Origin of the sequence: Alistipes sp. dk3624 (genome assembly GCF_009557455.1) — a bacterium.
Classification (GTDB): domain Bacteria; phylum Bacteroidota; class Bacteroidia; order Bacteroidales; family Rikenellaceae; genus Alistipes_A; species Alistipes_A hominis.
In genome coordinates this window covers 373497-395848 of sequence record NZ_CP045651.1, presented here as the reverse complement: position 1 = coordinate 395848, position 22352 = coordinate 373497, and the positions used below count along the sequence as shown (strand labels likewise).

The following is a 22352-nucleotide window of genomic DNA, read 5'->3' as shown; positions in this document are numbered from 1 at the left end:
CCGCTGAAAAACGAACAATCATGGGAAATCCGAAAGCATTTTTGACCATAGGTCGTAAAGAGGCGGGGTACCGCCCGTTGCACGACCGGATATACGATTATGCCGAAGTCGAGCAGACGCTCAATATCGAAGACCGCCGCCTGCAGGCTTCGCGCTGCATGGACTGCGGGGTGCCGTTTTGCCACTGGGCCTGTCCGCTGGGTAACCGCCAGGGCGAATGGCAGGATCTGGCCTGGCGCGGTCGCTGGGAGGAGGCTTACCGTTCGCTGGCCGAGACGGACGACTTCCCTGAGTTTACCGGGCGCGTGTGTCCGGCGTTGTGCGAAAAATCCTGCGTACTGAAACTGCACGACGCACCGGTGACTATCCGGGAAAATGAAGTGTCGATCGTGGAACGTGCTTTTGCCGAAGGGTACGTTACGGCGCGCCCGCCGCGCAGGCGTACCGGAAAGCGGGTGGCGGTCGTCGGATCGGGACCTTCGGGACTGGCTTGCGCGAACAGGCTGAACCGGCGCGGGCACCGTGTAACGGTGTTCGAAAAAAATGAGTTTATCGGCGGACTGTTGCGGTTGGGGATTCCGGACTTCAAACTCGGTAAGAAAATTATCGACCGGAGATTGAAGCTGCTGGCTGAGGAGGGGATCGAGTTTAAACCTTCTGTTTGTGTAGGTAAAGATTTTAAAACTAAAGAATTACTCGAAAAGTTCGATGCCGTTTGCGTGACGATCGGCGCCGGGGTGCCGCGAGATCTTCCGGTGGAGGGGCGCGACCTGAAAGGGGTGTATTTCGCGCTGGAGCTGTTGCAACAGCAAAATCGGGTGAATGCCGGCGCACAGATTCCGCAGAACGAGCGGATTTCCGCACAGGGAAAACGGGTATTGGTGATCGGCGGCGGCGATACCGGATCGGATTGTGTCGGCACGTCCATCCGTCAAGGCGCCGTCGGGGTTACCCAGATCGAGATCATGCCCAAGCCGCCGGTAGGCAGCAATCCGGATACTCCGTGGCCGATGTATCCGCAGGTGTTGAAAACCTCCTCGTCGCATGAGGAAGGCTGCGAACGCCGTTGGAATCTCGCAACGAACCGCTTTATCGGGAAAGACGGCGTGCTGATCGGCGTCGAGACCGAACGCGTCGAATGGGAAAAGGACGATGCGGGAAAGATGACGCTGAAACATACCGGGGAAACGGAGGTCATAGAGGCCGATATCGTATTGCTGGCGATGGGATTCGTTCATCCCGAACTCGACGGGCTGGTCGGCGATCTGGGAGTCGGGCTCGATGCGCGCAAGAACATTGCGGTCGACGATGCGAACAGAACTACGGTCGGAAAAGTTTTTGCCGCCGGGGATGCCTCTATGGGCGCATCGTTGGTTGTCCGCGCGATCGCGTCGGGGCGCAGGGCCGCCGAAAACATCGACCGATTCCTGAAAGGACAGTAATCTTGTGCAGTGTCCGCAATAAAAAACCGGCCGGGATACGGTCGGTTTTTTTATTTTCGGTTGACGGGACTCCGGTCGTAGCGAGGTCTCCTGCGGCCAAAAGCGCGGCTGAAGGGTTTACTGTTGCGGAGCCAGAATGACGTTATACGTTTTTTTCAGCCATACGCGGTAACGAATCCGTCTGTCCCAGGTGTTGCCGGCCGAAGCGAAATCGCAGAACCGGATCTGCCTGGGTTTATAAAAATCGCCTTCCAGGTCGGTACCCAGCACCAGCGGGGCCGTATAGACCATCCACATCTTTTCGGGTTTGTCCGCTTCCGTTACGGGCATCAGTTCCACATAGCCGTCTGCATTGGCTTGGATGACGGAGGCTTCGTCCACGAATCCGTCGTCGAACCGGGAATCCCGCGCCAGAACGATCGGCCCGCGCTCGATAGCCTGGTAACCGTTCAGTTCGACGAGCCGTCCGCGCATATCCAGATTTACGGAAATCTTGTCGCCCGGTTCCCAGCGTCTTCTGACGGTGACGTAGGTTCCGGGCCGGACGTCTCCGATCGATTCGCCGTTCACGGCGACCCGGCTGACCTTGCTCCAGGCGGGAATTCGCACGGCGACTGCGAATTCGAGGTTCCTCGGCGCGTTCACGGCGATTTCGATGTCGCCATCTTCGGGATAGGCGGTCGTCTGTTCCAGCGAGATTTCGTTTTTACCCAACGAAGCTTTGGTGGTCGACGGACCGTACAGGTTGACGAACAGACTGTCGTTGCTGGAAAGGACGGCAGCGGTCGGGATCATCGCGAATGCCCGCGGACCGTTCGAATTGCAGCAGTTCACATGCATGCCGCACTGATGTTCGCCGGCCGAACGCACGCCTTCGAGCGGACTGTATTTGGCGATTTGCCCGGCGTCCTCTTTCAGCGCTGCGAGCAGCGCGTTGTACGTCGTTTTTTCGATTTGGTCGGCATAAAGCGGATTTTTGGTCAAATCGAGCAGGTTTTGGCAGAGCTTCATCCATGTCATCGTAACGCAGGTTTCCATCGTATGGTAAGCCGGGTCGGTCTGCAGCCGTTTCCCGTGATAGAAACATTCGAATGCGCTGCCCGAGCCGGCGATATTGATCTCCTCGTCGATGATGTTCCGCACGGTCGCCTCGACGGCCTTCAGGTAGTCGGGATTTTTCGTGATCTTGTACAGTTCGAGCAGACCGTCGTAACAAGACATCATTTCATAGGCTTTTTGCCCGTTGTCCCACGAACACCAGGTTTCCCAGCCGCTTTTGAACGGGAAGCGCTCCGCCACCGGAACCCCGGCCAGCGCTTTGCCGATCAACTGCGGACCTTTGTCGGTTTCCCAACGGCCGACGATGTATTTGGCGAAGTCGAGGTACTTGCCGTTCCCCGTACGGTTATATAGATAGACGATCGGTTCGAGGATCGAGCTGGGCGGCAGTCCCCGGTAGATGCCGGCCATCTCGATCTCTTTTTTCGCCGGAATCACGGTCATCAGGCGGTCGGCCAGCTTGCAGGCTCCTTCGATCGCTTTTTTGTCTCCGGTCAGGTCGTAATAGGCAAGCAGACCGAGCAACGTGTATTTCTGCCCCCATACGTCCCAGTTGGTCAGTTGCGCTTCCGGCGCGTAATTGCCGATGTATCCGTCCTCGGACTGGGTCGAGAGCAGACCGCTCACGCCGTTGCCGATCTTCTGCAACAACTGCGGGTCGCGGTTGTATCGGTAGGCTCCGATGGCGCCGAGCGTCCATTTGCCCCAGAATTCGGATTGCCAGCGGTTAGTCTCGTTCCGTTGCCGGAACGGGGCGACCAGTAGGTTTTCGTCCTCGCTCATCACGCGGACGCGGATGCAGGCGTCGATGCGTCCGCCGAGGTAGCCGTCGACGTGGGTCTGAACGGTCGGCTCCGGCGCTCTTTTGAAAGTCGCGGAGGGCTTGCGCGCCGCAGCGGTTTCCCCGACGATCAGCAGGGATAATAGCGCGGCGGATATCACTTTACGTTTCATATCGTTAAGTTTTGGGTTTGAATTGATTTGATAAAGGTATGAAAAAAAAACGATACCGGACGGTGCCGGTATCGTTTTCGGGTATATGCGCGGCGTTTCGTACCGGATTTATCGAAGGTGCGGGTTGAGATTTCCCCATTCGGATACCGGCGGCAGAATACCCATGCCGATCACCTCGTCGCGCAGCTTGACCAAGTGCAGATAGCTGGCGTGCAGCGATTCGGTCTCCCCGGCTGTGCCGTGCGGGACTTTATAGCGCACGCCGTCGCGGTCGATCGTGGTCTCCATCGCCATCATGACCGGCCCCTGATCGCCGTCCGGGACGTAGACGCCGGCCGGCCAACGGAACGGAGTTCCGCCCATGGCCGCGCGGATCATTTCGATCGACAGGTAGGCGGGACTTTGGAACGAAGAACGTCCGCGCAGTTCGATGATACGCTTGCCGCCCTGAATCACGTGCTGCCGCAGGGCGGCCCATTGTTCGTCGGTCAGCGCCGCCGTGCCGATCAGTTCGGTCAGCGGTTTGCCGTCCACTTTCGCGGTGGAAGCGAATACGGCCATCTGTTCGCCGTGTCCTCCGTAAGTGCGCGAACCGGTTACCCGGTCTTGCGCGATGCCGAAATGCTGCGCCAGCGCGATTTGCAGCCGCGTGCTGTCCAGTGCGGCCAGCGTGCTGACCTGCGAAGGCTTCAAGCCGGAGTAGAGCAGCGTAATCAGTCCGGTAATGTCGGCCGGATTAAACACCACGACCACATGCTTCACGTCGGGACAATAGTTGCGGAGGTCTTTGCCGAACTGCGCGGCGATCTCGGCGTTGCCTTTCAGCAGGTCTTCGCGCGTCATGCCCGCTTTGCGGGCGGCCCCGCCCGAAGAAACGACGTATCCCGCTCCGTCGAGCGCTTTGCGGATATCGCTGGTATAGGTTAGGTTGACGCCCTCGAATCCGCAGTGGTACATCTCTTCGGCGACTCCTTCCAATGCCGGGGCATAGGGGTCGTAGGCGCAGATGTTCGGGGTCAGTCCCATCATGATCGCGGTTTGCACCATGTTCGAGCCGATCATCCCGGCCGCTCCGACGATGGTCAGTTTTTCGTTTGTCAGAAATTTCATATCGATTCGGTTTTAGAGTTTCATAACATAAAAGTAGTTTTTTCAGCGGATCAATAGTCATGCAAAATTCTTATTTCCGATAACGAATCGGAATGGTTGTTATGTAAGTATCTGCATTCCAAAGCTTTGTATAGCGAAAAAAGTTGCCGAACCATGTCGGCAACTTCGCTTATTATCTAACCGGAACGGTCGTTTTGCCTGCGGAGGGATTACAGGAAGGCTTTCACGTCGGTTACGATCTCGCCGTCGAACAGGTCGATCGTGCGCGATGCGTAGGAGGAGTCGTGCTGCGAGTGGGTTACCATTACGACGGTCGTGCCCTCCTTGTTCAGTTCGGTCAGCAGATCCATGACCTCTTTGCCGTTCTTCGAGTCGAGGTTGCCGGTGGGCTCATCGGCGAGGATCAGCTTCGGGTTCGAAACGACGGCGCGGGCGATGGCGACGCGCTGCTGCTGACCTCCGGAAAGCTGTTGGGGAAAGTGGCGGGCGCGGTGGCTGATATTCATCCGGTCGAGGATCTCGTTGACCATTTTTTTGCGCTGGGCGGCTTTGACGCGCAGGTAGATCAAAGGCAGTTCGACGTTCTCGTAGACGTTCAGTTCGTCGATCAGGTTGAAACTTTGGAAAACGAAACCGATTTTGCCTTTGCGGTACAGCGTGCGGTCTTTTTCCTTCAGGGTTCCGACTTCCTTTCCGAGCAGGTAGTATTTGCCCGAGGTAGGGTTGTCCAGCAGCCCGAGGATGTTCAACAGCGTCGATTTGCCGCAGCCGGACGGCCCCATGACCGCAATGAATTCGCCTTCGGTGACTTCGAACGAAACCTTGTTCAGAGCGATGGTTTCGATCTCTTCCGTACGGAAGCTCTTGCTCAGTTCTTCAACTTTCAACATAGCAGTAATTTTTAAAAAGAATGGATGATTATGAATGTTCGGAAAATAATTAATGTTTTTTCAACGACCGGACGGGATTGTCCGTGGCGGCCCGGTACGTCTGGATCAGTACGGTGGCGACGGTGGTTCCCAGCACGATCGCCAGCGCCGCGAGATAAATCCAGATTTCGACCGGAGCTTTGTAGGCGAAGTTTTCGAGCCACCGGTCGACGATGCAGTAAGCTATCGGTACGGCGACAACGAAACACGCCAGTACGATGCGCACGTAAATTTTGTTGAACATCCGGAGGATCTCGCCGACAGTCGCGCCGTGGATCTTCCGAATCCCGATCTCTTTGCGACGGTACTGGGTTTCGAACAGCACGAGGCCGAATACCCCTACGATCGAGATCAAGATCGACAGCAGGCTGAACAAGGTGAGTAAATTCGACAGTTTTTGTTCTTTGTAGTATTGATTTCCGATCTCTTCGTCCATGAATCTGATGTCGAGCTGGCTGTCCGGAACCAGCTCTTTGACGGATTTCCTGATGAAATCCGCGACGGCGGGAATATCCGTTCCGTTGGTCTTGACGAACAGATAGCGCAGCGGAGTCCACGCGCCCCATTCGGTTGTCCCGAACGTGACGAATGCGAACGGATTGATGCCGTATTGCAGCGGTTGAAAATTGAAATCTCTGGCGATGCCTACGATATTTGTTCCGTCCTCCATCTTTTCGCCGACTGTGATGCTGTCTTTCCGCTGAGACGTTTCGTTGAATATTTGAGATATTTCCGGTTTTAAATCATCGTTTTCGTTGAAATCGCGTCCGTTCGTAATCCGGATTCCCATGAAACGTAAAAAATTCGAAGCTACCGGATAGGCGTCATAAGTAATGCCTTTTCCTTTGTAACTACGTCCCCAGCGCATCCGTCCTTTTGCGACAAACGGTCCGGCGGCGAAAGTCACGTCCGTGATGGCGGGATTGCTCGTCAGCTTGTCGGCCAGGGTTTTTCTTTTGTCGGCTATTTCACGGGGCACCCATGTGGTCAGGATATTTTCACGTTGGAACCCCATATCGGATTTTTGCATGTAACGGTTTTGTCTGTGTATCGACAGTGTGACGATGATCAATGTGATCGATATCGCGTACTGTACCGATATCAGTACCGTGCGCAAACGGCGTCCTTTCGGGGTAAGCCCGAAAACGCCTTTCACTACGAGCGCCGGAGCGAACGAGGTGCTGTAAAAAGCCGGGTATATTCCGGACAGGATTCCGGTCGCGACGGCGATAAGCGCCGTGCCCCACAGAATCGGCATATCGGCTCCGACGTCGCACGGGGCGCTGATGTCGGATGCCAGCGGCGTTCCGGAGAATGCATGAACGATCAGCAGCGCAACGAAAAACGAGACGACCGCGAGTCCCGCCGATTCCGCAATCATGTTCCGTCGGATGGCGGCGTTCGATCCGCCCAGCACTTTCTGGACGTTGATGCTGCGGATACGGGTCGGAATAAGCGAAGTGGAGAAATTGACGAAGTTGATCATAGCGATCAGGATAATCAGAACGCCGATACTCATCAGGGAGTAGACCGTCGCGCGGTTGCCCGTATCCGTCGGACTGTAGCTGACGCTTTGTGTAAAATGGGTTTCGGTGATCGGAGTGAGCCGGAAAAAGTTGTCCGGAACCGAATTTCCCGTACCGACGAACTCCTGATACTTTTTGTTCATGGCCTGCATGACTTGCTCGGCATTTTCCCTTGCGTTCAGCCGGATGTAATAGACGTAATTCCAGTTGTTGCCGTTGCCGGCATTTTCCTGGCCGATAAACCGGACGATGCTGTTGGATCTTATCGTCGCGTTTTGCGGAAAGTTTTTATAAACTCCGACGATCTCTACCGGGTGCTCCGTGTCCTTGTCGAAAATAAGGCTGCGTCCGACCGGGTTTTGGTCGCCGTAAATCGCTGTGGCGACCTGTTCCGAGATCAATACCGTCCCGGATTCCGAAAAACGCTGCGGACTGCCGTGAACGAATTCGAATTCCAATATATCCAGCGCGTCGGGTTCGGCGGTATAAAAGTGGAAAGGGCCCTGACGGGAGTCTTTCCCGAGACTCTGGTCGTAGATGTCGAGCTGTTGATAACTTTGGATCAGTCCCGTTTTTTCGATTTCGGGTTCTGCTGCGAACACCTTTTCCGCCACCAGGCGGGAGGTGTTGGCGCTATACTTTCCGTTTTCGGTCATTGCCTGATTTTCGACCCGGAATATCCGATCCGCATTTTTGTAATGCCGGTCGAACGACAGATCGTATTTTACCTGCGTCATGATAATCATGAACGAGGCGAATGCGATACTCAACCCAATGACGTTGAGCAGCGAAGCGATTTTGTACTTTTTCAGTACGTGGAAGAAATTTTTCAAAGGTGTCATGATTGGCAAGCGTTTGTAGTTTGGTTATTCGGTTTTAATCGATTTTATAGGATTGTCCGTCGCTGTTTTGTAGCAGCGAAGCGTGATGATCGCGACGACGACGCTTAGTACGACGATCAGCGCGGCGAGGAAGATCCAACTATGGATCGGCGTTCGGTAAGCGAAATTTTCGAGCCATCGTTTTACTCCGTAATAAGCGACCGGTGTCGCGACAACGAAGCAGGCCAGTACGATCCGGACATAAGTGCCGTTAAATATTCGGAGGATTTCGCCGACGGTCGCGCCGTGGATTTTCCGGATGCCGATCTCCTTACGCCGGTACTGTGTTTCGAACAGCACGAGACCGAATATGCCGACGACCGAGATCAGCATCGACAGTAGGCTGAACAGCAAAATCAGGGTCGAGAGGTTCCGTTCTTTCTGATACAGTTGTCCGATTGAATCGTCCAGAAATACGAGATTTTCTTCCGCATCCGGATCGAATTCTTGTATGGTTTCCCGGATAAACTTCAAGGTGGCGGAAAGATTCGCCGGGTTGACTTTAACGTACAGGGTGCCTGTCTGCCAGCTCTTCGCAATCGGATGGTCGCCGAATACGGCGAAAGCGATCGGTTCGATACCGTATTGCAGCGGCTTGAAGTTGAAATCCCGGGCGATGCCTGCTATGTCCCACTCTCCGAATCGTTCTCCGACTGTCAGTCCGTACTGGCGTTGGGCCGTTTGGTTGAATATGACGGTAAAGTTGGATTTCCGGTTGTCGTCCGCAATAAAGTCGCGTCCTTCCGTAATTCCGATTCCCATGAACGACAGGAAGTTCGGCGCTACCGGAAAAATATTCGGGGCAATCAGTTCCCCTTTATACGTTTGACCCCAGCGGGATTTGTTGAGATCCACGATTTTTCCGCTGGAGAACGTAACGTCGACGATTGCCGGATTGCTTTTCAGCTTGTCGGCGAACGCATCCTTTTGCGAGGCTATCCTGCTTCCGATCCACTGCTGGATCAAGATGTTGTCGCGCTCGAATCCCATATTGAACCGTTGCATGTAGCGGTTTTGAACGTGGATCGAAATGGAGAAAACAATCAGGACGATCGAAATGACGAATTGGAACGCGATGAGCAGCGTCCGCACGCGCTTCCCTTTCGGCGAAAGAGCAAAAGAGCCTTTGATCGCCAGGATTGGGGGCCGCGAAGTCGCGTAAAATGCAGGATAAATGCCCGACAGCAGACCGGTAACGATGGCGACGACGGCCGTTATCGCCAGGATTTGCAGATCGGATCCGATTTTTGTGCAACTCTCGATGAACGAGGCGTATGCGGAGCCAGCGAAGAGCTTTACGACGATCAGCGACAGAAGTAGCGAAAGGAGGGCGATCCCCATGGCTTCCCCGATCAGGTTGCAGCGGATGGCTCCGTTGGTATTGCCAAACACTTTCTGTGTATTGATGCTGCGCAGGCGAACCGGCGTGAGCGCGATGGAAAAATTGACGAAATTGACAATGGCGATCCCGATGATCAGCACGGCGATGGCCAGTAACGACCAGACCGTTGTGCGACTGCTTTTAGGAGTAGGATCGAACCGGACGTTTTTCAAATAATGGATTTCGGAGATCGGGCTCAGTCGGAAAATGGTCGAATCTTCTTTAATCTGTTTGAAGATATCGGAATGTTTGTTGAAGTTCCACAGTTCCGCTTCGACTTTTCCCCTGTTTTGCGGAGCATTCAGCCGGATATAATAGACGTAGCTTTCGTTGTTGGCGTTAATATCCGCATCCCCGATAAAACGGACGATGCTGCCGGTTTCCACCGATCCGTTTTTCGGGAAATCTTTGTAGACTCCGATGATCTCCTGCGGGGCTTCGGTATCCAGCGCGAGGATCAGACTGCGCCCTACGGGATCTTCCGTTCCGTAGAGGGCGGTGGCGACCGTTTCGGAGATCAATACCGTGTTCGGTTCGCGAAAACGTTGCGCATTTCCCCGGACGTATTCGAATTCCAGTACGTCCAGCGCGCCGGGCTCGGCGGAATAGATGCGGAAAGGGCCTTGCTGCGCGTTTTTTCCGGCATTTTTATCATAGACGGCAAGCTCCGGGCCGCCGGTGAACAAGCCTTGTCGTTCCACTTCGGGAATCGAACCCAACGGTTTTGCCATCGGCCGGCTTACCACCGCGTTGTGGACATTGCCGTCGAAAGAACGGGTTTCGAGCCTGAAAATCCGGTCTTTGTTTTTGTAATGCCGGTCGAACGAAAAGTCGTACTTCACCTGTGTCGTAATGATCGTGAACGAGGCGAAAGCTACCGACAGTCCGATGATGTTGAGTATGGCGGCGACTTTGTACTTTTTAAATGGCAAAATCAGGTTTTTCAGCGTATGCATAGCTTATTCGTTTTTCGTTATTCGGTTCGGATCGATTTTATAGGATTGTCCGTCGCGGTTTTGTAGCAGCGCAGCGTGATGACGGCGACGACGATAATCAGCACGATAGCCGGCGCCATGAGGAAGATCCAACTAGGGATCGGTGTTTTATAGGTGAAGCTTTCGAGCCATCGTTTTACGACGATATAGGCCGCAGGCGCCGCGACCGCAAAGCATATCAATACGATGCGGATGTAGGTTTTGTTAAACATCCGAAGAATTTCGCCGGTTTGGGAACCGTACACTTTACGTAGAGCGATCTCCTTGCGCCGGCTGGAGGTTTCGAAATGGATGACTCCGAAAACCCCGGTGATCGCAAGCGATACCGACACCAGGCTGAACAGGAAAATCATTTCCGAAAGGTTTCGTTCCTTCTGATACAGGTTGCCCAGTTGTTCTTCCATGAATTTTACGTCGGGAACCTGCCTCTGCGGACTGAGTGTCCGGTAGGCTTCCCTGATGAAAGCGATAGCCGGTCCGGGATCGGGATTGTTTATTTTGACGTACATGCAGTACAACGGCGACGAACGATCGTATACGATCAGAGCTATCGGTTCGATGGAGTAATGCAACGGTTTATCGTGGTAATCTTCGACGATGCCGACGATTTCTCCGGAATGTTCCAGCCAGTCGGGGACGGTTATGTCATAAAGTTTTTTTGCCGTTCGGTTGAAAATAAGGGCGGGAGCGTCCCTCTGCTGGTCGGTCTCCGTGAAATCCCGTCCTTCGACCAGGTGCATTCCCATGAAAGAACAAAAATTCGGCGCAACCCCCATGAGTCGGAAACCGATTTCATCGTTTTTATAAAGGCGGTTGCAAAACGTTCCGCCTTTGCTGACGATAAAAGTGCGGCTGAGGGTTACGTCGGCGATGTCCGGATTGCTTTTCAGCTTATGGATCAACGGGTCGGCCGATCTGCCCGCTAACGGGCCCAGATCGAACGTTACGATATTTTCGCGCGGCAACCCGATGTCGAATTGTCGAATATAGCGGTTTTGAATATGAACCGCCAGCGCAACGATAATTAGTATCATCGAGATGGAGAACTGAACCGCAATAAGGACGACGCGTAGTTTTTTACCCGGCCGGGAGACGGAGAACGTCCCCTTCAGCGCCAGGGCGGGTTGCAAGGATGTAATGTAAAAAGCGGGATAGATTCCTGCGATAAAACCGGTCAGCAGTGCGATTCCCGCAGAAATCGGGATCAGGCCGGGATAGTCGCCGGGCGAGATTCCTCCGGTAATCAGCGAAGATAGGTTCGTTTCTTCCAGTGCGTGAACGGTGAGTACGGCCAGCAGGAACGAGACTGCCGTCAGGCAGACCGCTTCGGCGATCAGATTGATCCGCAACTGCCGGGAGCGGCATCCGAATACTTTTTGCGTATTGATACTGCGCATGCGCGCCGGAGCCTGTGCGATCGTGAAATTAATGAAGTTGATAACCGCGATCAGCAGGATCAGCAGGGCAACCGTCAGCAGCGAATAGGTGGTGTTGCGGTTTCCCCCTTCCTGGGAGATCGTTTCGTTGAAGAAATAGAGGTCGTTCAATCCGACGAGCCGTAGCCGTTGGCTTCTTGTCGAGTCTTCGTCATACGTTTTCGCATAATTCCATACGAGGGGTAGCAGATCCTGTTCGATTCGGCGGATGTCGGCATTCTGTTTTACCCGGACGAAATAAGGGGTCGAACAGTTGTTGAAATCTTGGAGCAGCCGCTCCTTCAGGTCGGTATAGACATCGTTTTTCAACGAGGCGTTTTTCGGAAAATCACGGTATACGGCGACGATCGTAAATTGGGCGGCCTCCCGGTATCCTTCCGACTTGGCAATGGTTTGCCCGACCGGGTTTTCGCTGCCGAAAAGCTTTACGGCCAGCGAATGGGGAATAATCGCCGCGTTGGGTTCGGAAAAGGCGTTTAGGTCGCCGGAAAGCGTTTCGAATCCGAAGACATCCAACCAGGATCGCGAAACGAGCGAAAAACCGGCGGCGATAGCCGACTCCGGCCCTCGTTCGGGCCGAAAGAACGGAACGTTGGGATCTCCGTGTTGATACGATAGGCATCCGCCCGTTTCGATTCCGGCTGATGACCGGAGCAGTTTTTCGGCCAGCGGCCGGGGCAGCACGGTGCCCAGATCGCCGGATTGCGGTACTTGAAAACAGAGCCCGTATATCCGGTTGGCATTCGGGTAGCATCGGTCGTATCCGAGTTCATACCATACCTGCATCATGATGAGCATGAACGAAGCGAACGCAACGGTAAGTCCGGCTATGTTCAGCAGGGCGGCTGTTTTGTTCCGGGCGAACAGGTTGACTAAGTTTCGTAACAAGATTTTCATGACTTTGTATCGTTTTGTGATAATTATTCTTTCCGGATCGAGTCGGCCGGGTTTTCACGGGCGGTACGGTAGCACAATAGCGAAATGGTCGCGACGGTAATCGACAGCACGAGCGATAGGGCCGTGCCGAATATCCACGGATCGATCGGAGTCCGGTAAGCGAACCGTTCCAGCCACTTGTCGCCCGCGTACCACGTTATCGGCGTCGCGACGGCGAAACAGATCAGAATTATCCGTATGTATCCGGCATTGAACATGCGCAGGATTTCTCCTGAGGTGGCGCCGTGTACTTTCCGCAGCCCGATCTCTTTGCGGCGGTACTGCATGTCGAACAGCACGAGGCCGAAGACTCCGACGACCGATATGAGGATCGACAGCAGGCTGAACAGGGCGATCTGTTTCGAAAAAAGGGCTTCTTTCCGATACAGGTTGCCGATCGCTTGATCCATGAAAACGATGTCCTGAGCCCGGTTTCGGATGTCGAATTTCCCGCCCGTTTCCCGGATGTGCCCGATGACGGCCGCCAGATCGCCTCCGTTGACTTTCACGTAAACGACGTTCAGCGGAATGCAGTCATTGATTCCGAACAGGCAAAAGGCGGCCGGTTCGATCGCGTATTGCAACGGCTGGTAGTTGAAGTCCCGGACAATCCCTGCGATGTCGTCCCGGGCGGTGAAACCGTGGATCGTGCTGTTCGGTTCTATGCCGTATTTTCTTTCGGCCGTTTGATTGAAAATGAACGTATTGTTTTCTTTCAGACGGTCGGTTTCCCGGAAGTCGCGCCCTTCGGCAATCTCCATTCCCATGAACGACAAGAAATTGGACGCTACGCAATAGACGCAGAATTTGCTTGTTCGATTTTTGTAAACGGACGAAAGCCGCATCGGAGGGGTGCGGTCGACGAGTTGGCCGAACGAGAAGGTGACGTCAGCGATGGCGGGATGGCTTTTCAGCATGCCGGCGTATGCGTCCGGTTGTTCGCTCGTTTTCGACGATACGGTCGTTATCAGGATGTTTTGTTGCCGGAAGCCGAGATCGTGGCTTTTCAGAAACCTGTCTTGCCGGTGAATGAGCAGGGCCGCTGCGATAAAGCCGATAGTGACCATGAACTGTGTTGCAATCAGCACGGTGCGCAGCCGTTTCCCGGTACGGGTATTTCCGAAATTTCCCTGGATCGCGAGGGCCGGATTGAACGAGGTGCTGTAAAAAGCCGGGTAAAGTCCCGAAAGTATCCCGGTTGTCGAAGCGGCGGCCAGCGAGATCCAGATCGCAGCCGGATTCTCGCTCGGCGAAGCGATTCCGTTCAGCAGATTCGCCGACAGCGGAGACAGCCATTGTACGATGCACAGCGCCAGTAAAAATGCAACCAGCGTTGTCCCGACAGTTTCGGCGATCAGATTGCGCCGTAATACGGAAGTTTTGCATCCGAAAATCTTACGAGCGTTCAGGCTTCGTACGCGGGTCGGTATCAGTGCGATCGCGAAATTGACCGAATTGATGGCGGCGATCCCGAGAATCAGAATGGCGGCGGCGATCAGCGACAAGGTGGTCGCGCGACTGCCTTTTTCGTGGGAGTCGCTGATGCAGTCCGTCGCATAATATACGTCGTGCAGGTTATGGAGCCGGATACGTTTCGTCGAATCGCCGTCGGTCTCCCGGATTTTCCGGGTCAGATCGGCCTCTATTTTCGCTTTGTGTCCGGCATCGTTCGCCACGATATAATACATGATGTCGGAGATGGTAGTTTCGAGCGGACGAACCGTGTAGACATCGTTTTTTACGGATGAATTCTTCGGAAAATCCCGGTAAACGGCGACGATTTGTAGCGGTTTTTCGTAATTTTCCGGAATCAGCGTTTTGCCGACGGCGTCGCCGTCCGGAAAGGCCGTTTTTGCAAAACTTTCCGGAACGACGGCTGTGCCCGGTTCGGAAAGCCTGTCCGGATCTCCCCCGACATACCGGAAACCGAATACCTCCGGCCAGTTTTCCGTGACCTGTATGCACCGGATCGGAAACCGTGTCTCCGACTCGTCGAAAACATTGTTTGAAAACCATCTCAGTCCGCCTTCCCCTGCGATGTCCGGAACGGATGCGGTCATTTGTTCGACGGTCGAAAAGTCGTTGCCGATCCAGGGTGAAAAGACGGTGGCGTTGTCCGCTGCCGAACTGCGTTCGATCCGGAAAATCCGGTCGGCGTTTTCGTACTGCCGGTCATAGCCCAGGTCGTAGTCGACCTGCATGACGATTAGCATGAACGAGGCGAGCGCGACGGTCAGTCCTGCGAGGTTCAGCAGGGCGGCCGCTTTGTGATGCCGTAGCAGGTAGAGAAAGTTTTTAAAAAAAATCATCGGGTGATCTATTGTGAAAGGTTACTCTTTTTTGATCGAATTGACCGGGTTTTCGTTGGCCGTTTTGCGGATTTTCAGGACGGTGATTGCACAGATCAGCCCGGCGACGGCTATCCCGCAAACGATGTAGATCCACAAACTCAGCGGTACTTTAACGGCGAAGCGTTCCAGCCAGTGTCTGCCTTGCAGGAAGGACAGGCCGAGCCCCGCTACGATGCCGGCGCATACGGTGTATTTCAGATCGGATGCTATCAGCCGGACGACGCTGCCCGGAGTCGCTCCGTTCACTTTGCGGATGGCGATCTCCTTGCTGCGGCGGCGGATTTCGTCGTTGATGAAGCCGAGCAGCCCGATCAGGCTTATTGCCAGCGTAATGAATACGCCGACGAATATCATGTTGCGCAACATTCTTTCGTTGTAATAGGCATTGAGCGTCAGGTCGTCGTAAGCCCAGATCCGGATATCCTGTTCCGGCGCCAGGGTTTTCAGCTTTGCGGTCAATGACGCGATATTTTCCGGCGTGATCGCATCGACGCGGATCTGAATGTCTTCTATGCCGTTCTGGTCGTTCATACAGAACAGGGCCAGCGGTTCGATGCCGGCGCGCAGTGTCGACGTCCGGAAATCCCGGACCACGCCGATGACGGTGCAAGGGGTCGGGCTGCCGAAGAAAAAACTGTTCCCGACCGGATTGCCCTGCCAGCCCATTTTTCGCACGAACTCTTCGTTGACGATCACCTGTCCCTCGGTGGGCATATTTTCAAAGTTTTCGCCTTGCTTCAGTTGGATACCCATCGTGGGTATGTAGTCCGGTGAAATCACGTCAAGACGCGTGACGAAGAGATTGTTTTTCTGATCGTCCTGAACAGGGTTTCCGGAATACCCTCCTTCGAGCGGGTGGCATCCCGCTCCGATTCCGGTCACGAAAGGCAGCGACAACAATTCCTGCCTGGCGGTTTCGTACTGTTGGATGTTTCTGCCCGCCAGAGCCTCGGTATGAAGCATGTTTTTCGTATTGTATCCCGGATTTTCCCGCAGCATCAGGTCGTATTGCCTGGCCACCGTGACCAGCAGCGAAATCAGCAGTGTTACCGCAGTAAACTGGATCAGCAGTAATGCCTGCTTCCACAACCGGTTGCTCGGCGAATAGCGCCGGTAGGCGGTCGTGACGGGAATTCTTGCGAGCAGATTCGCCGGTACCAGCCCTGCCAGCAGGAATACTCCGGCGACTATCGGGATGATATACCTGAGATTATATCCGGAGAAAAGCATTTTCGGAGTCGCTCCGACCATTTTCTGGATGGTGTCCCGCAAACCGAACAGCAAAGCGATGACGAACAGGAACGAAATCAGGATCAATAGGGACGTTTCGCTCATCATGATGCTGAAGATGTCCGATTTGCGGGCTCCGTTACATTTGTGCATCGCCATGGTCCGGCCTCGTTCCGGGAGGGAAGAAAAGTTCGACAGGACGTAATTCAGCGCCGATACGAACAGGATCGCAACGGCGAGCAGGATCAGCAGTTGCGTTGCGTTTTTAACGTCGGGTTGTTGCGCGTAAATGTCGGTCATCGGATTGAAAAAATATTCGATCTTGAACCCTTGCGCGGCATCGCCGGCATAATCGTAATACTTTTGCAGTACGTCCATGATCCGCGGTTCTATCGAATCGGGAACGGCTTGGGGAACGAGCCTTACGTACCCCGTATAACTGTCTCCGCCGCCCCATCCCGAATTCCGGCGCATTTTTTTTACGTTGTCGAACGAAACGATTCCTTCACATCTTACATCCGTATTATCCGGCAGATCCTCGAATATCCCGGCTACCCGGTAATGGGTTCCGGTCGCTTCCTCCAGCATTTGTCCGATCGGGTCGGCTTCGCCGAAGATCCGTCGCGCCGTTTTTCGGGAAAGGAACAGGTTGTCCGGATCCTGAAGAGCCTGCTCCGGATCGCCGGACAGGACTTCGATACTGAACAAGTCGAAAAACGCCGTGTCTGTACAGGCTATGTTTATCTCGAAAGGATGTTCGCCGTGTGTCAGCAAAGGGAAATGCCGGCAGATGACCGTAGCGGTTTCGATTTCCGGGAATTCGTCTTTCAGGGCCGGGGCGACGGGCGCCGATATGTATCCGGCCCTGATCTCCCGGTCGGGCAGGGTTACACGTTCGTCCACACGGTAGATCCGTTCTGCGTCGGGGAACGATTTGTTGTAAGATTCCACATAGACGATTTTTGCCAGGAACACCCATCCGAGAAACAACCCCATTGTGATGGATATCAGCTTGATTACATTGTTTCCACGCAGTTTGAGCAGGTATTTGAAGGCATAGGAGAGCGTTTTCATAATCGTTCGGGGTTTAGATGTTTTTCGGATTATTCTTTTTTAATGGATTTTACCGGGTTTTCGCAGGCTGTCCGCCGTGTTTTTAGGATGACCGTTACGGCGATGATCGCGCAAACGGTCAAGCCGCATCCGGCGAACAGTCCGATGTTCAACGGCGTCTTTGTCGCGAATCGAAGCAACCAGTTGCCCCCGATCAAATACGCTCCCGCGAATCCGGCGACCAGCGCCGCCAATGTGATCCATTGCAGGTCGCGGGCGATCAGCCGGACGATGCTGCTCGCGGTCGCTCCGTTGACTTTGCGGATGGCGATTTCCTTGCTGCGGCGCTGGATTTCATTGTTCGTATAACCGACCAAGCCGATCAACGAGATCAGCAGCGTGACGATCACGCCGACGAATACCGTGTTGCGAAAGTGCAACTCGTTTTCGTATTGCGCCCGGATGACTTCCCGGTAGATATCGACGGTAATATCCGTCGAGGGGAACAGATTCGTCAGGAGTTTGCGAATTTCGGAGAGTTTTTCCGGGGTAATCCCGTCGAGTTTTGCGATCAGGATCGGGCTCCCCGTCGCCGGCATCAGCACGGAAGGGTGTATGACGGAGTTCGGTTCCCGGATCAGCGGCTGGTTGTAGAAGTTTTCGACCACTCCGACGATCGTGCGCGGAGTTTGGAACAAGAGTACCGTTTTCCCGATCGGGCTGTCGGTCCATTGCATTTTTTCGACCAACTCTTCGTTGACAATGATTTCATTGCCGGCCGGGTCGGCGCCGAAATTACGGCCCGATGCCACCCGGATCTCCATTGCCGGGATAAAGTCGGAGTCGACGCCGTAGGCGAAAATATGCACGCCCCTGCCGGTGGCCTCTTCCGAGATGTTGTCTCCCGAACATTCATATCCGGGCAGACCCGACGCGAAACACACAACCTGCACGGCCGGGAGCTTCCCGAGCTGGTGTTTCAGCATGTCGGCCTGTGCCGGGTCGAGTCCCGGAAACCGGACAAAGACGAGATTCTCGTAACGGAACCCCAGATCTTTATGAAGCACCAGGCGGTATTGCCTGACGACGATCGCCAGCAACGTGATCATCAGGGCCGCGCATCCGAACTGGATGAAAAGCAGGAATTGTTTCCACAGCCGTTTGTTTAGCGCATAGTTACGGAATGCCAGCGCGACCGGGATCGACGAGAATATTTTGGCCGGGATGACGCCGGCGATCAGGAACAGCGGGATGATGACTGCCAGCGTTTTGGTCAGATTGCCGGCCGTGAAAATAGCGCTGAAAGGGGTGGTTATGATTTGCTGGATCGGTTGCCTGAATGAAAAAACGAGAAGAACGGCCAGCAGCATCGACAACAGGATCAGGATCGCGGTCTCCGAAAGCATCATGCCGAAAATGCCGGAAGAGGTGTTGCCGTTGCATTTGTACATTGCCATTGTCCGGGCGCGGGTGGCCAGCGACGAGATCGAAGCCAGCGCGTAATTCATCGCCGCGACGAGCAGCACGATGAAAGCCAGCAGGCTCCGGATGAAGACATGATGACGGACGTCGGCATTGTCCCGGTGCAGTTGCGTTACCGGATACAGTCTGTAAAAGACCTCGTCCGTATCTGCGTATTTCCTGCAGATTTTCCGTAAATCTGCATTGACCGAATCGGGGTTGGCTCCCGGAACCAGTTTTACGTATCCCCTGAAACAGTCGGTGCCGCCCCATTTCATATTCGGCCGCCATCCGTTGATGTCCGTGAACGGGGCGATGTTCCTCAGCGGAATCAGCGCATCGAAACTCAGTGTGCTGTTTTTCGGAAAATCCTCGAACACGCCCGCCACGGTGTAAGGGGCGGACTTGTCGTAAAAGACGATTTCCCCGACCGGATTTCGCCCGCCGAACATCCGTTCCGCACAGCTTCCGGATAGGAAAATATTCCGGTCGCTCAGGAATCCGCTGCGGAGATCCCCTTGAGTCAGTTTCACTCCGAAAAAATCGAAAAATACGGAATCGGCGTGGTACAGTCCTTGGAAAACGTGAGGATGATCCTCGTAATAAAAGGGACGTAAATTGCGTTGGGGGAAAAACATCGTGCCTGAGACCGTTCTCGGCAGCTCGTCGCGCAGAACGGACCAGGGCTCTCCGAACAACCCGTCGGCCACGTCGTCTTCATTTTCGCCGACCCATACGAACCGGGCCTGGTAAATGCGGTCGGCATCCGGATAAAAACGGTCGAAAGAGGTGTCGAAAGCTACCTGCGACAGCAGAATAGCGCCTACGACCAGCCCGAGCGTCATGGACAGGATACGGATCAGGTTGTTGCCCCGGTTTCGGGTCAGGTACCGGAAAGTGTAGATCAGTCGCTTCATGCGGATTCTTCGGTTTGACAGTTTCTGTGTAATATGACGGGGCTATCGAAGGATCAGCACGTCGTTGTCGCCATAGGTTTCGTAACTCGAAACGATTACCTTTTCGTCCGGGTCGAGCCCTTCGGTCACTTCGTAGAACTGCGGATTTTGCCGTCCGATCTTGATTTTGCGTCGGAAAGCTTTTTTACCGTCTGCCGACAGGACGAATATCCAACTGCCTCCGGTGCTCTGGTAGAATGCCCCGCGCGGGATCAGCAGCGCTTGGACGGGTTGTCCGAGTTCGAGGTTGATGTAATAGGTCTGTCCCGACCAGATGTTGTCGGGGCGCTCGCCTTCGAAATGGAAATCGATCTTGAATTGTCCGCCCTGCACTTCCGGGTAGACCTTCGAGACTTTCAGACCGAATTCGACTCCCTGCCGTTCGAATTTGGCGTCCAGGCCGGGATGCACTTTATCGAGGTAGTGCTCGTCGGGCGTCGCTTGGATTTTAAAGTCGGAAAGGTCGTTGATTTGCCCGACTTTTTGACCCGCGCCGATCGACTGTCCCAGTTCGACGTTCAGTTGCACCAGTTCGCCGTTGATCGGAGACTTTACTTTCAGGTTTTCCACCCGCTGGCGGATCAACTCCATGTTTTTGTTCATGTTCTCAACGTTTTCTTTCAGGTGATCGATCTGTACGGCACGGGCCAGCGAATCCTGCTTCTGGCGTTCGATAATCAGTTCTCGGCTGCGCTCGACCAGCTCGTAGTCTTCTTTGGCTTGCAGGTATTCCTCCCTGGCGATCAGCTTTTCGTTGTACAGCTTTTCTTTTTGTTGGTACTGCCGTTTTTTTCGCTGGATGTCGAGGTCGGTCGCGAATTGCTCTTTTTGCTGGTTCAGCCGATCCTGTTCCATTTGGATCTGTGCGTTCCGCAGGGCGTTCACCCGGTCGGCCAACTGGGACTCGCTTTCCAGTACCGAAGCGCTCAGGTTTTGGTTGCTCAGCGTCAGGATCACGTCTCCCTCTTTGACCGTGTTGCCCTCTTCGATGTTCCGCTTTTCGACCACGCCGCCCTCCAGCGGGGAGAGTTGCAGGATCGTGATCGGCTGCACGGTGCCGTTGACCCGGATATAATCGTTGAAAAGGTCGTTTCTGGCCGTCCCGACGGTGATCGTGCGGCTGTCGATCACCAGCGTCGAAGAGTGGTCGCCGAGAATCAGCCACAGGATGAAGAGGAGCAATACTCCTCCCAGGATGTAGGGAATATGTTTTTTCTTGAGACCTTTTTTTTGCTTGAGTTGGATGTCCATAGATGATTGTCGTTTTTATTGATTTTCGATTTCGGAGCGTGTTTAGTGAACCTGTTCGATCAGCGGGATTCCCTGGTAATAGCGGATCAGCCGGTATTGGATGACGTACTGCAGTTTGACGTCCAGCAGGTAGGATTTTGCCTGCTGCACCTGCGTGGCGCTGGTTTGCAGTTCGAGCGAACTGAGCAGTCCTTCGTCGTATTTACGCTGGACGGCCCGGTGCGCCAGCGTGGTCGCGCTGACCTGTTTGGCGGCTTGCAGGTACTCCTTGGCGAGTCCGTTGCAGCGGTCTACGGCTTGCTTGATCGAACTTTGCAGCGCACGCAGCGTTTCCGCGTTGTTTTGTTCGGTGATGCGAAGATTGTTCAGGTTCCGGTTGACGTTGGTACGCCGCGCCAGACCGTTGAAAATGGGGATGCTCAGCGTCGCCGAAATGTATCCGCCTCTTTTGTTTCGGAACTGGTAGCTGAACGGCGCCGGAGTGGACTGTTTATCGCTATAATAATTGGTATGGTACTCGGCCGACAGGCTGACCGACGGCAAGAGGCGTCCCCGGCTCATGGCATAGTTCAGCTTACTTTGCCGGAGTTGATAGTCCGCTATCCGGATCGACGGATGCAGAGTTCGCGCCGTGACGAACACTTCGCTTGCGGATTCCTGCGGAACGTCGTCGATCATGTTGATCGCCGTGTCGATTCGTAGCGAGTCTTCCAGGGGGTAGTTCATGACGTTTTTCAGCAATGTCCATGCGTTGGTCAGGTTATTCTGCTGGTTGATCAGGTTGGCGTCGTTCGTGGCTACCTGCGCTTCGACCTGCGCTACGTCGGCGCTGCTTCGCAGTCCGAGCTTTTCGAGTTCGCGCGCTTTGAACAGGTTTTGGCCGCTCTCCTGCAGTTGTTCTTCCGCAATGGTGACCAGTCCCATGTAAAGAATCACGTTGAAATAGCGTTCCATCACCGACAGCGAGATATCGTCGTGTACCTGTTGTTGATACTCCTTGCCCAGTAGCCGTCCGATCTTGCTCGACCGGACGGCGTTGATCGTGGCGAATCCGTTGAAGATCGGCATCGACGCCGAGAGCGAATAGGCATTGTTAAACGAAGAGTTGTTGACGTAGACGTTGTCGTCGTTGATCGAACGGCCGAAATTGGGCGTAGCGCTCACGCTGCCGCTGATCGACGGCAGCATGTTCGCAATGGCGTTGATATAGTCCTGTTTGTAATTGTCGTTGCTGTATTGCTGCCGTTTGGCGCTCGGGCTGTTCGCGATGGCATATTGCATGCAGCGCTCCAGCGACCATGTTTCTCCCTGCGCGAACGAATATGTAAAGAAAACAGACAGTATAATGGTAAAAAGCGATTTTTTCATCGGCCGTTTGGTTTGTGTGTTTTATTATATAAT

Annotated in this window: 12 protein-coding genes; 1 reads left to right on the top strand and 11 read right to left on the bottom strand. The window is 54.3% G+C overall.

Features of this window, described 5'->3' with window-relative positions; translation table 11 throughout:
• Positions 1–20: 20 nt before the first annotated feature.
• Complete coding sequence (locus GFH31_RS01760) at positions 21–1442, top strand: glutamate synthase subunit beta (RefSeq protein WP_055205976.1); 1422 nt, start codon at positions 21–23, stop codon at positions 1440–1442.
• A gap of 117 nt (positions 1443–1559) precedes the next feature.
• Here GFH31_RS01760 and GFH31_RS01755 read toward each other — a convergent pair whose 3' ends face one another.
• The 11 genes from GFH31_RS01755 to GFH31_RS01705 form a co-directional block, all read right to left on the bottom strand.
• Positions 1560–3455, bottom strand: coding sequence for a glycoside hydrolase family 127 protein (locus GFH31_RS01755; protein WP_118656918.1), 1896 nt, complete (start codon positions 3453–3455; stop codon positions 1560–1562).
• A 108-nt stretch (positions 3456–3563) separates the two neighbouring features.
• A complete protein-coding gene (locus GFH31_RS01750) occupies positions 3564–4565 on the bottom strand; it encodes a malate dehydrogenase (protein ID WP_101573298.1) in 1002 nt (333 codons plus the stop codon).
• 209 nt (positions 4566–4774) lie between these two features.
• Complete coding sequence (locus GFH31_RS01745) at positions 4775–5455, bottom strand: ABC transporter ATP-binding protein (RefSeq protein WP_101573296.1); 681 nt, start codon at positions 5453–5455, stop codon at positions 4775–4777.
• 49 nt (positions 5456–5504) lie between these two features.
• A complete protein-coding gene (locus tag GFH31_RS01740) occupies positions 5505–7862 on the bottom strand; it encodes an ABC transporter permease (protein ID WP_153498385.1) in 2358 nt (785 codons plus the stop codon).
• A 24-nt stretch (positions 7863–7886) separates the two neighbouring features.
• Complete coding sequence (locus GFH31_RS01735) at positions 7887–10238, bottom strand: ABC transporter permease (protein WP_153498386.1); 2352 nt, start codon at positions 10236–10238, stop codon at positions 7887–7889.
• A gap of 17 nt (positions 10239–10255) precedes the next feature.
• Positions 10256–12610, bottom strand: coding sequence for an ABC transporter permease (locus tag GFH31_RS01730; protein ID WP_153498387.1), 2355 nt, complete (start codon positions 12608–12610; stop codon positions 10256–10258).
• A gap of 23 nt (positions 12611–12633) precedes the next feature.
• Entirely contained in the window at positions 12634–14958 is a 2325-nt protein-coding gene (locus GFH31_RS01725) for an ABC transporter permease (protein ID WP_153498388.1), read from the bottom strand.
• A 21-nt stretch (positions 14959–14979) separates the two neighbouring features.
• Positions 14980–17304 (bottom strand): ABC transporter permease, encoded by a 2325-nt coding sequence (locus GFH31_RS01720; RefSeq protein WP_118656908.1) that lies wholly within the window; start codon positions 17302–17304, stop codon positions 14980–14982.
• 29 nt (positions 17305–17333) lie between these two features.
• Positions 17334–19661 carry an ABC transporter permease gene (locus GFH31_RS01715; protein WP_153498389.1) on the bottom strand — a complete coding sequence of 776 codons (2328 nt, stop codon included), beginning with the start codon at positions 19659–19661 and terminating at the stop codon, positions 17334–17336.
• A gap of 42 nt (positions 19662–19703) precedes the next feature.
• Positions 19704–20951: an efflux RND transporter periplasmic adaptor subunit gene (locus GFH31_RS01710; protein WP_153498390.1), complete on the bottom strand. Its 1248-nt coding sequence runs from the start codon at positions 20949–20951 to the stop codon at positions 19704–19706.
• Positions 20952–20993: 42 nt separating this feature from the next.
• A complete protein-coding gene (locus tag GFH31_RS01705; protein WP_118457238.1) occupies positions 20994–22319 on the bottom strand; it encodes a TolC family protein in 1326 nt (441 codons plus the stop codon).
• Between the last annotated feature and the right edge of the window lie 33 nt (positions 22320–22352).

Excerpts from the sequence above, each read along its gene's own strand:
- GFH31_RS01760 (WP_055205976.1), top strand. The coding sequence starts at position 21 with ATGGGAAATCCGAAAGCATTTTTGACCATAGGTCGTAAAGAGGCGGGG.
- GFH31_RS01755 (WP_118656918.1), bottom strand. The coding sequence starts at position 3,455 with ATGAAACGTAAAGTGATATCCGCCGCGCTATTATCCCTGCTGATCGTC.
- GFH31_RS01750 (WP_101573298.1), bottom strand. The coding sequence starts at position 4,565 with ATGAAATTTCTGACAAACGAAAAACTGACCATCGTCGGAGCGGCCGGG.
- GFH31_RS01745 (WP_101573296.1), bottom strand. The coding sequence starts at position 5,455 with ATGTTGAAAGTTGAAGAACTGAGCAAGAGCTTCCGTACGGAAGAGATC.
- GFH31_RS01740 (WP_153498385.1), bottom strand. The coding sequence starts at position 7,862 with ATGACACCTTTGAAAAATTTCTTCCACGTACTGAAAAAGTACAAAATC.
- GFH31_RS01735 (WP_153498386.1), bottom strand. The coding sequence starts at position 10,238 with ATGCATACGCTGAAAAACCTGATTTTGCCATTTAAAAAGTACAAAGTC.
- GFH31_RS01730 (WP_153498387.1), bottom strand. The coding sequence starts at position 12,610 with ATGAAAATCTTGTTACGAAACTTAGTCAACCTGTTCGCCCGGAACAAA.
- GFH31_RS01725 (WP_153498388.1), bottom strand. The coding sequence starts at position 14,958 with ATGATTTTTTTTAAAAACTTTCTCTACCTGCTACGGCATCACAAAGCG.
- GFH31_RS01720 (WP_118656908.1), bottom strand. The coding sequence starts at position 17,304 with ATGAAAACGCTCTCCTATGCCTTCAAATACCTGCTCAAACTGCGTGGA.
- GFH31_RS01715 (WP_153498389.1), bottom strand. The coding sequence starts at position 19,661 with ATGAAGCGACTGATCTACACTTTCCGGTACCTGACCCGAAACCGGGGC.
- GFH31_RS01710 (WP_153498390.1), bottom strand. The coding sequence starts at position 20,951 with ATGGACATCCAACTCAAGCAAAAAAAAGGTCTCAAGAAAAAACATATT.
- GFH31_RS01705 (WP_118457238.1), bottom strand. The coding sequence starts at position 22,319 with ATGAAAAAATCGCTTTTTACCATTATACTGTCTGTTTTCTTTACATAT.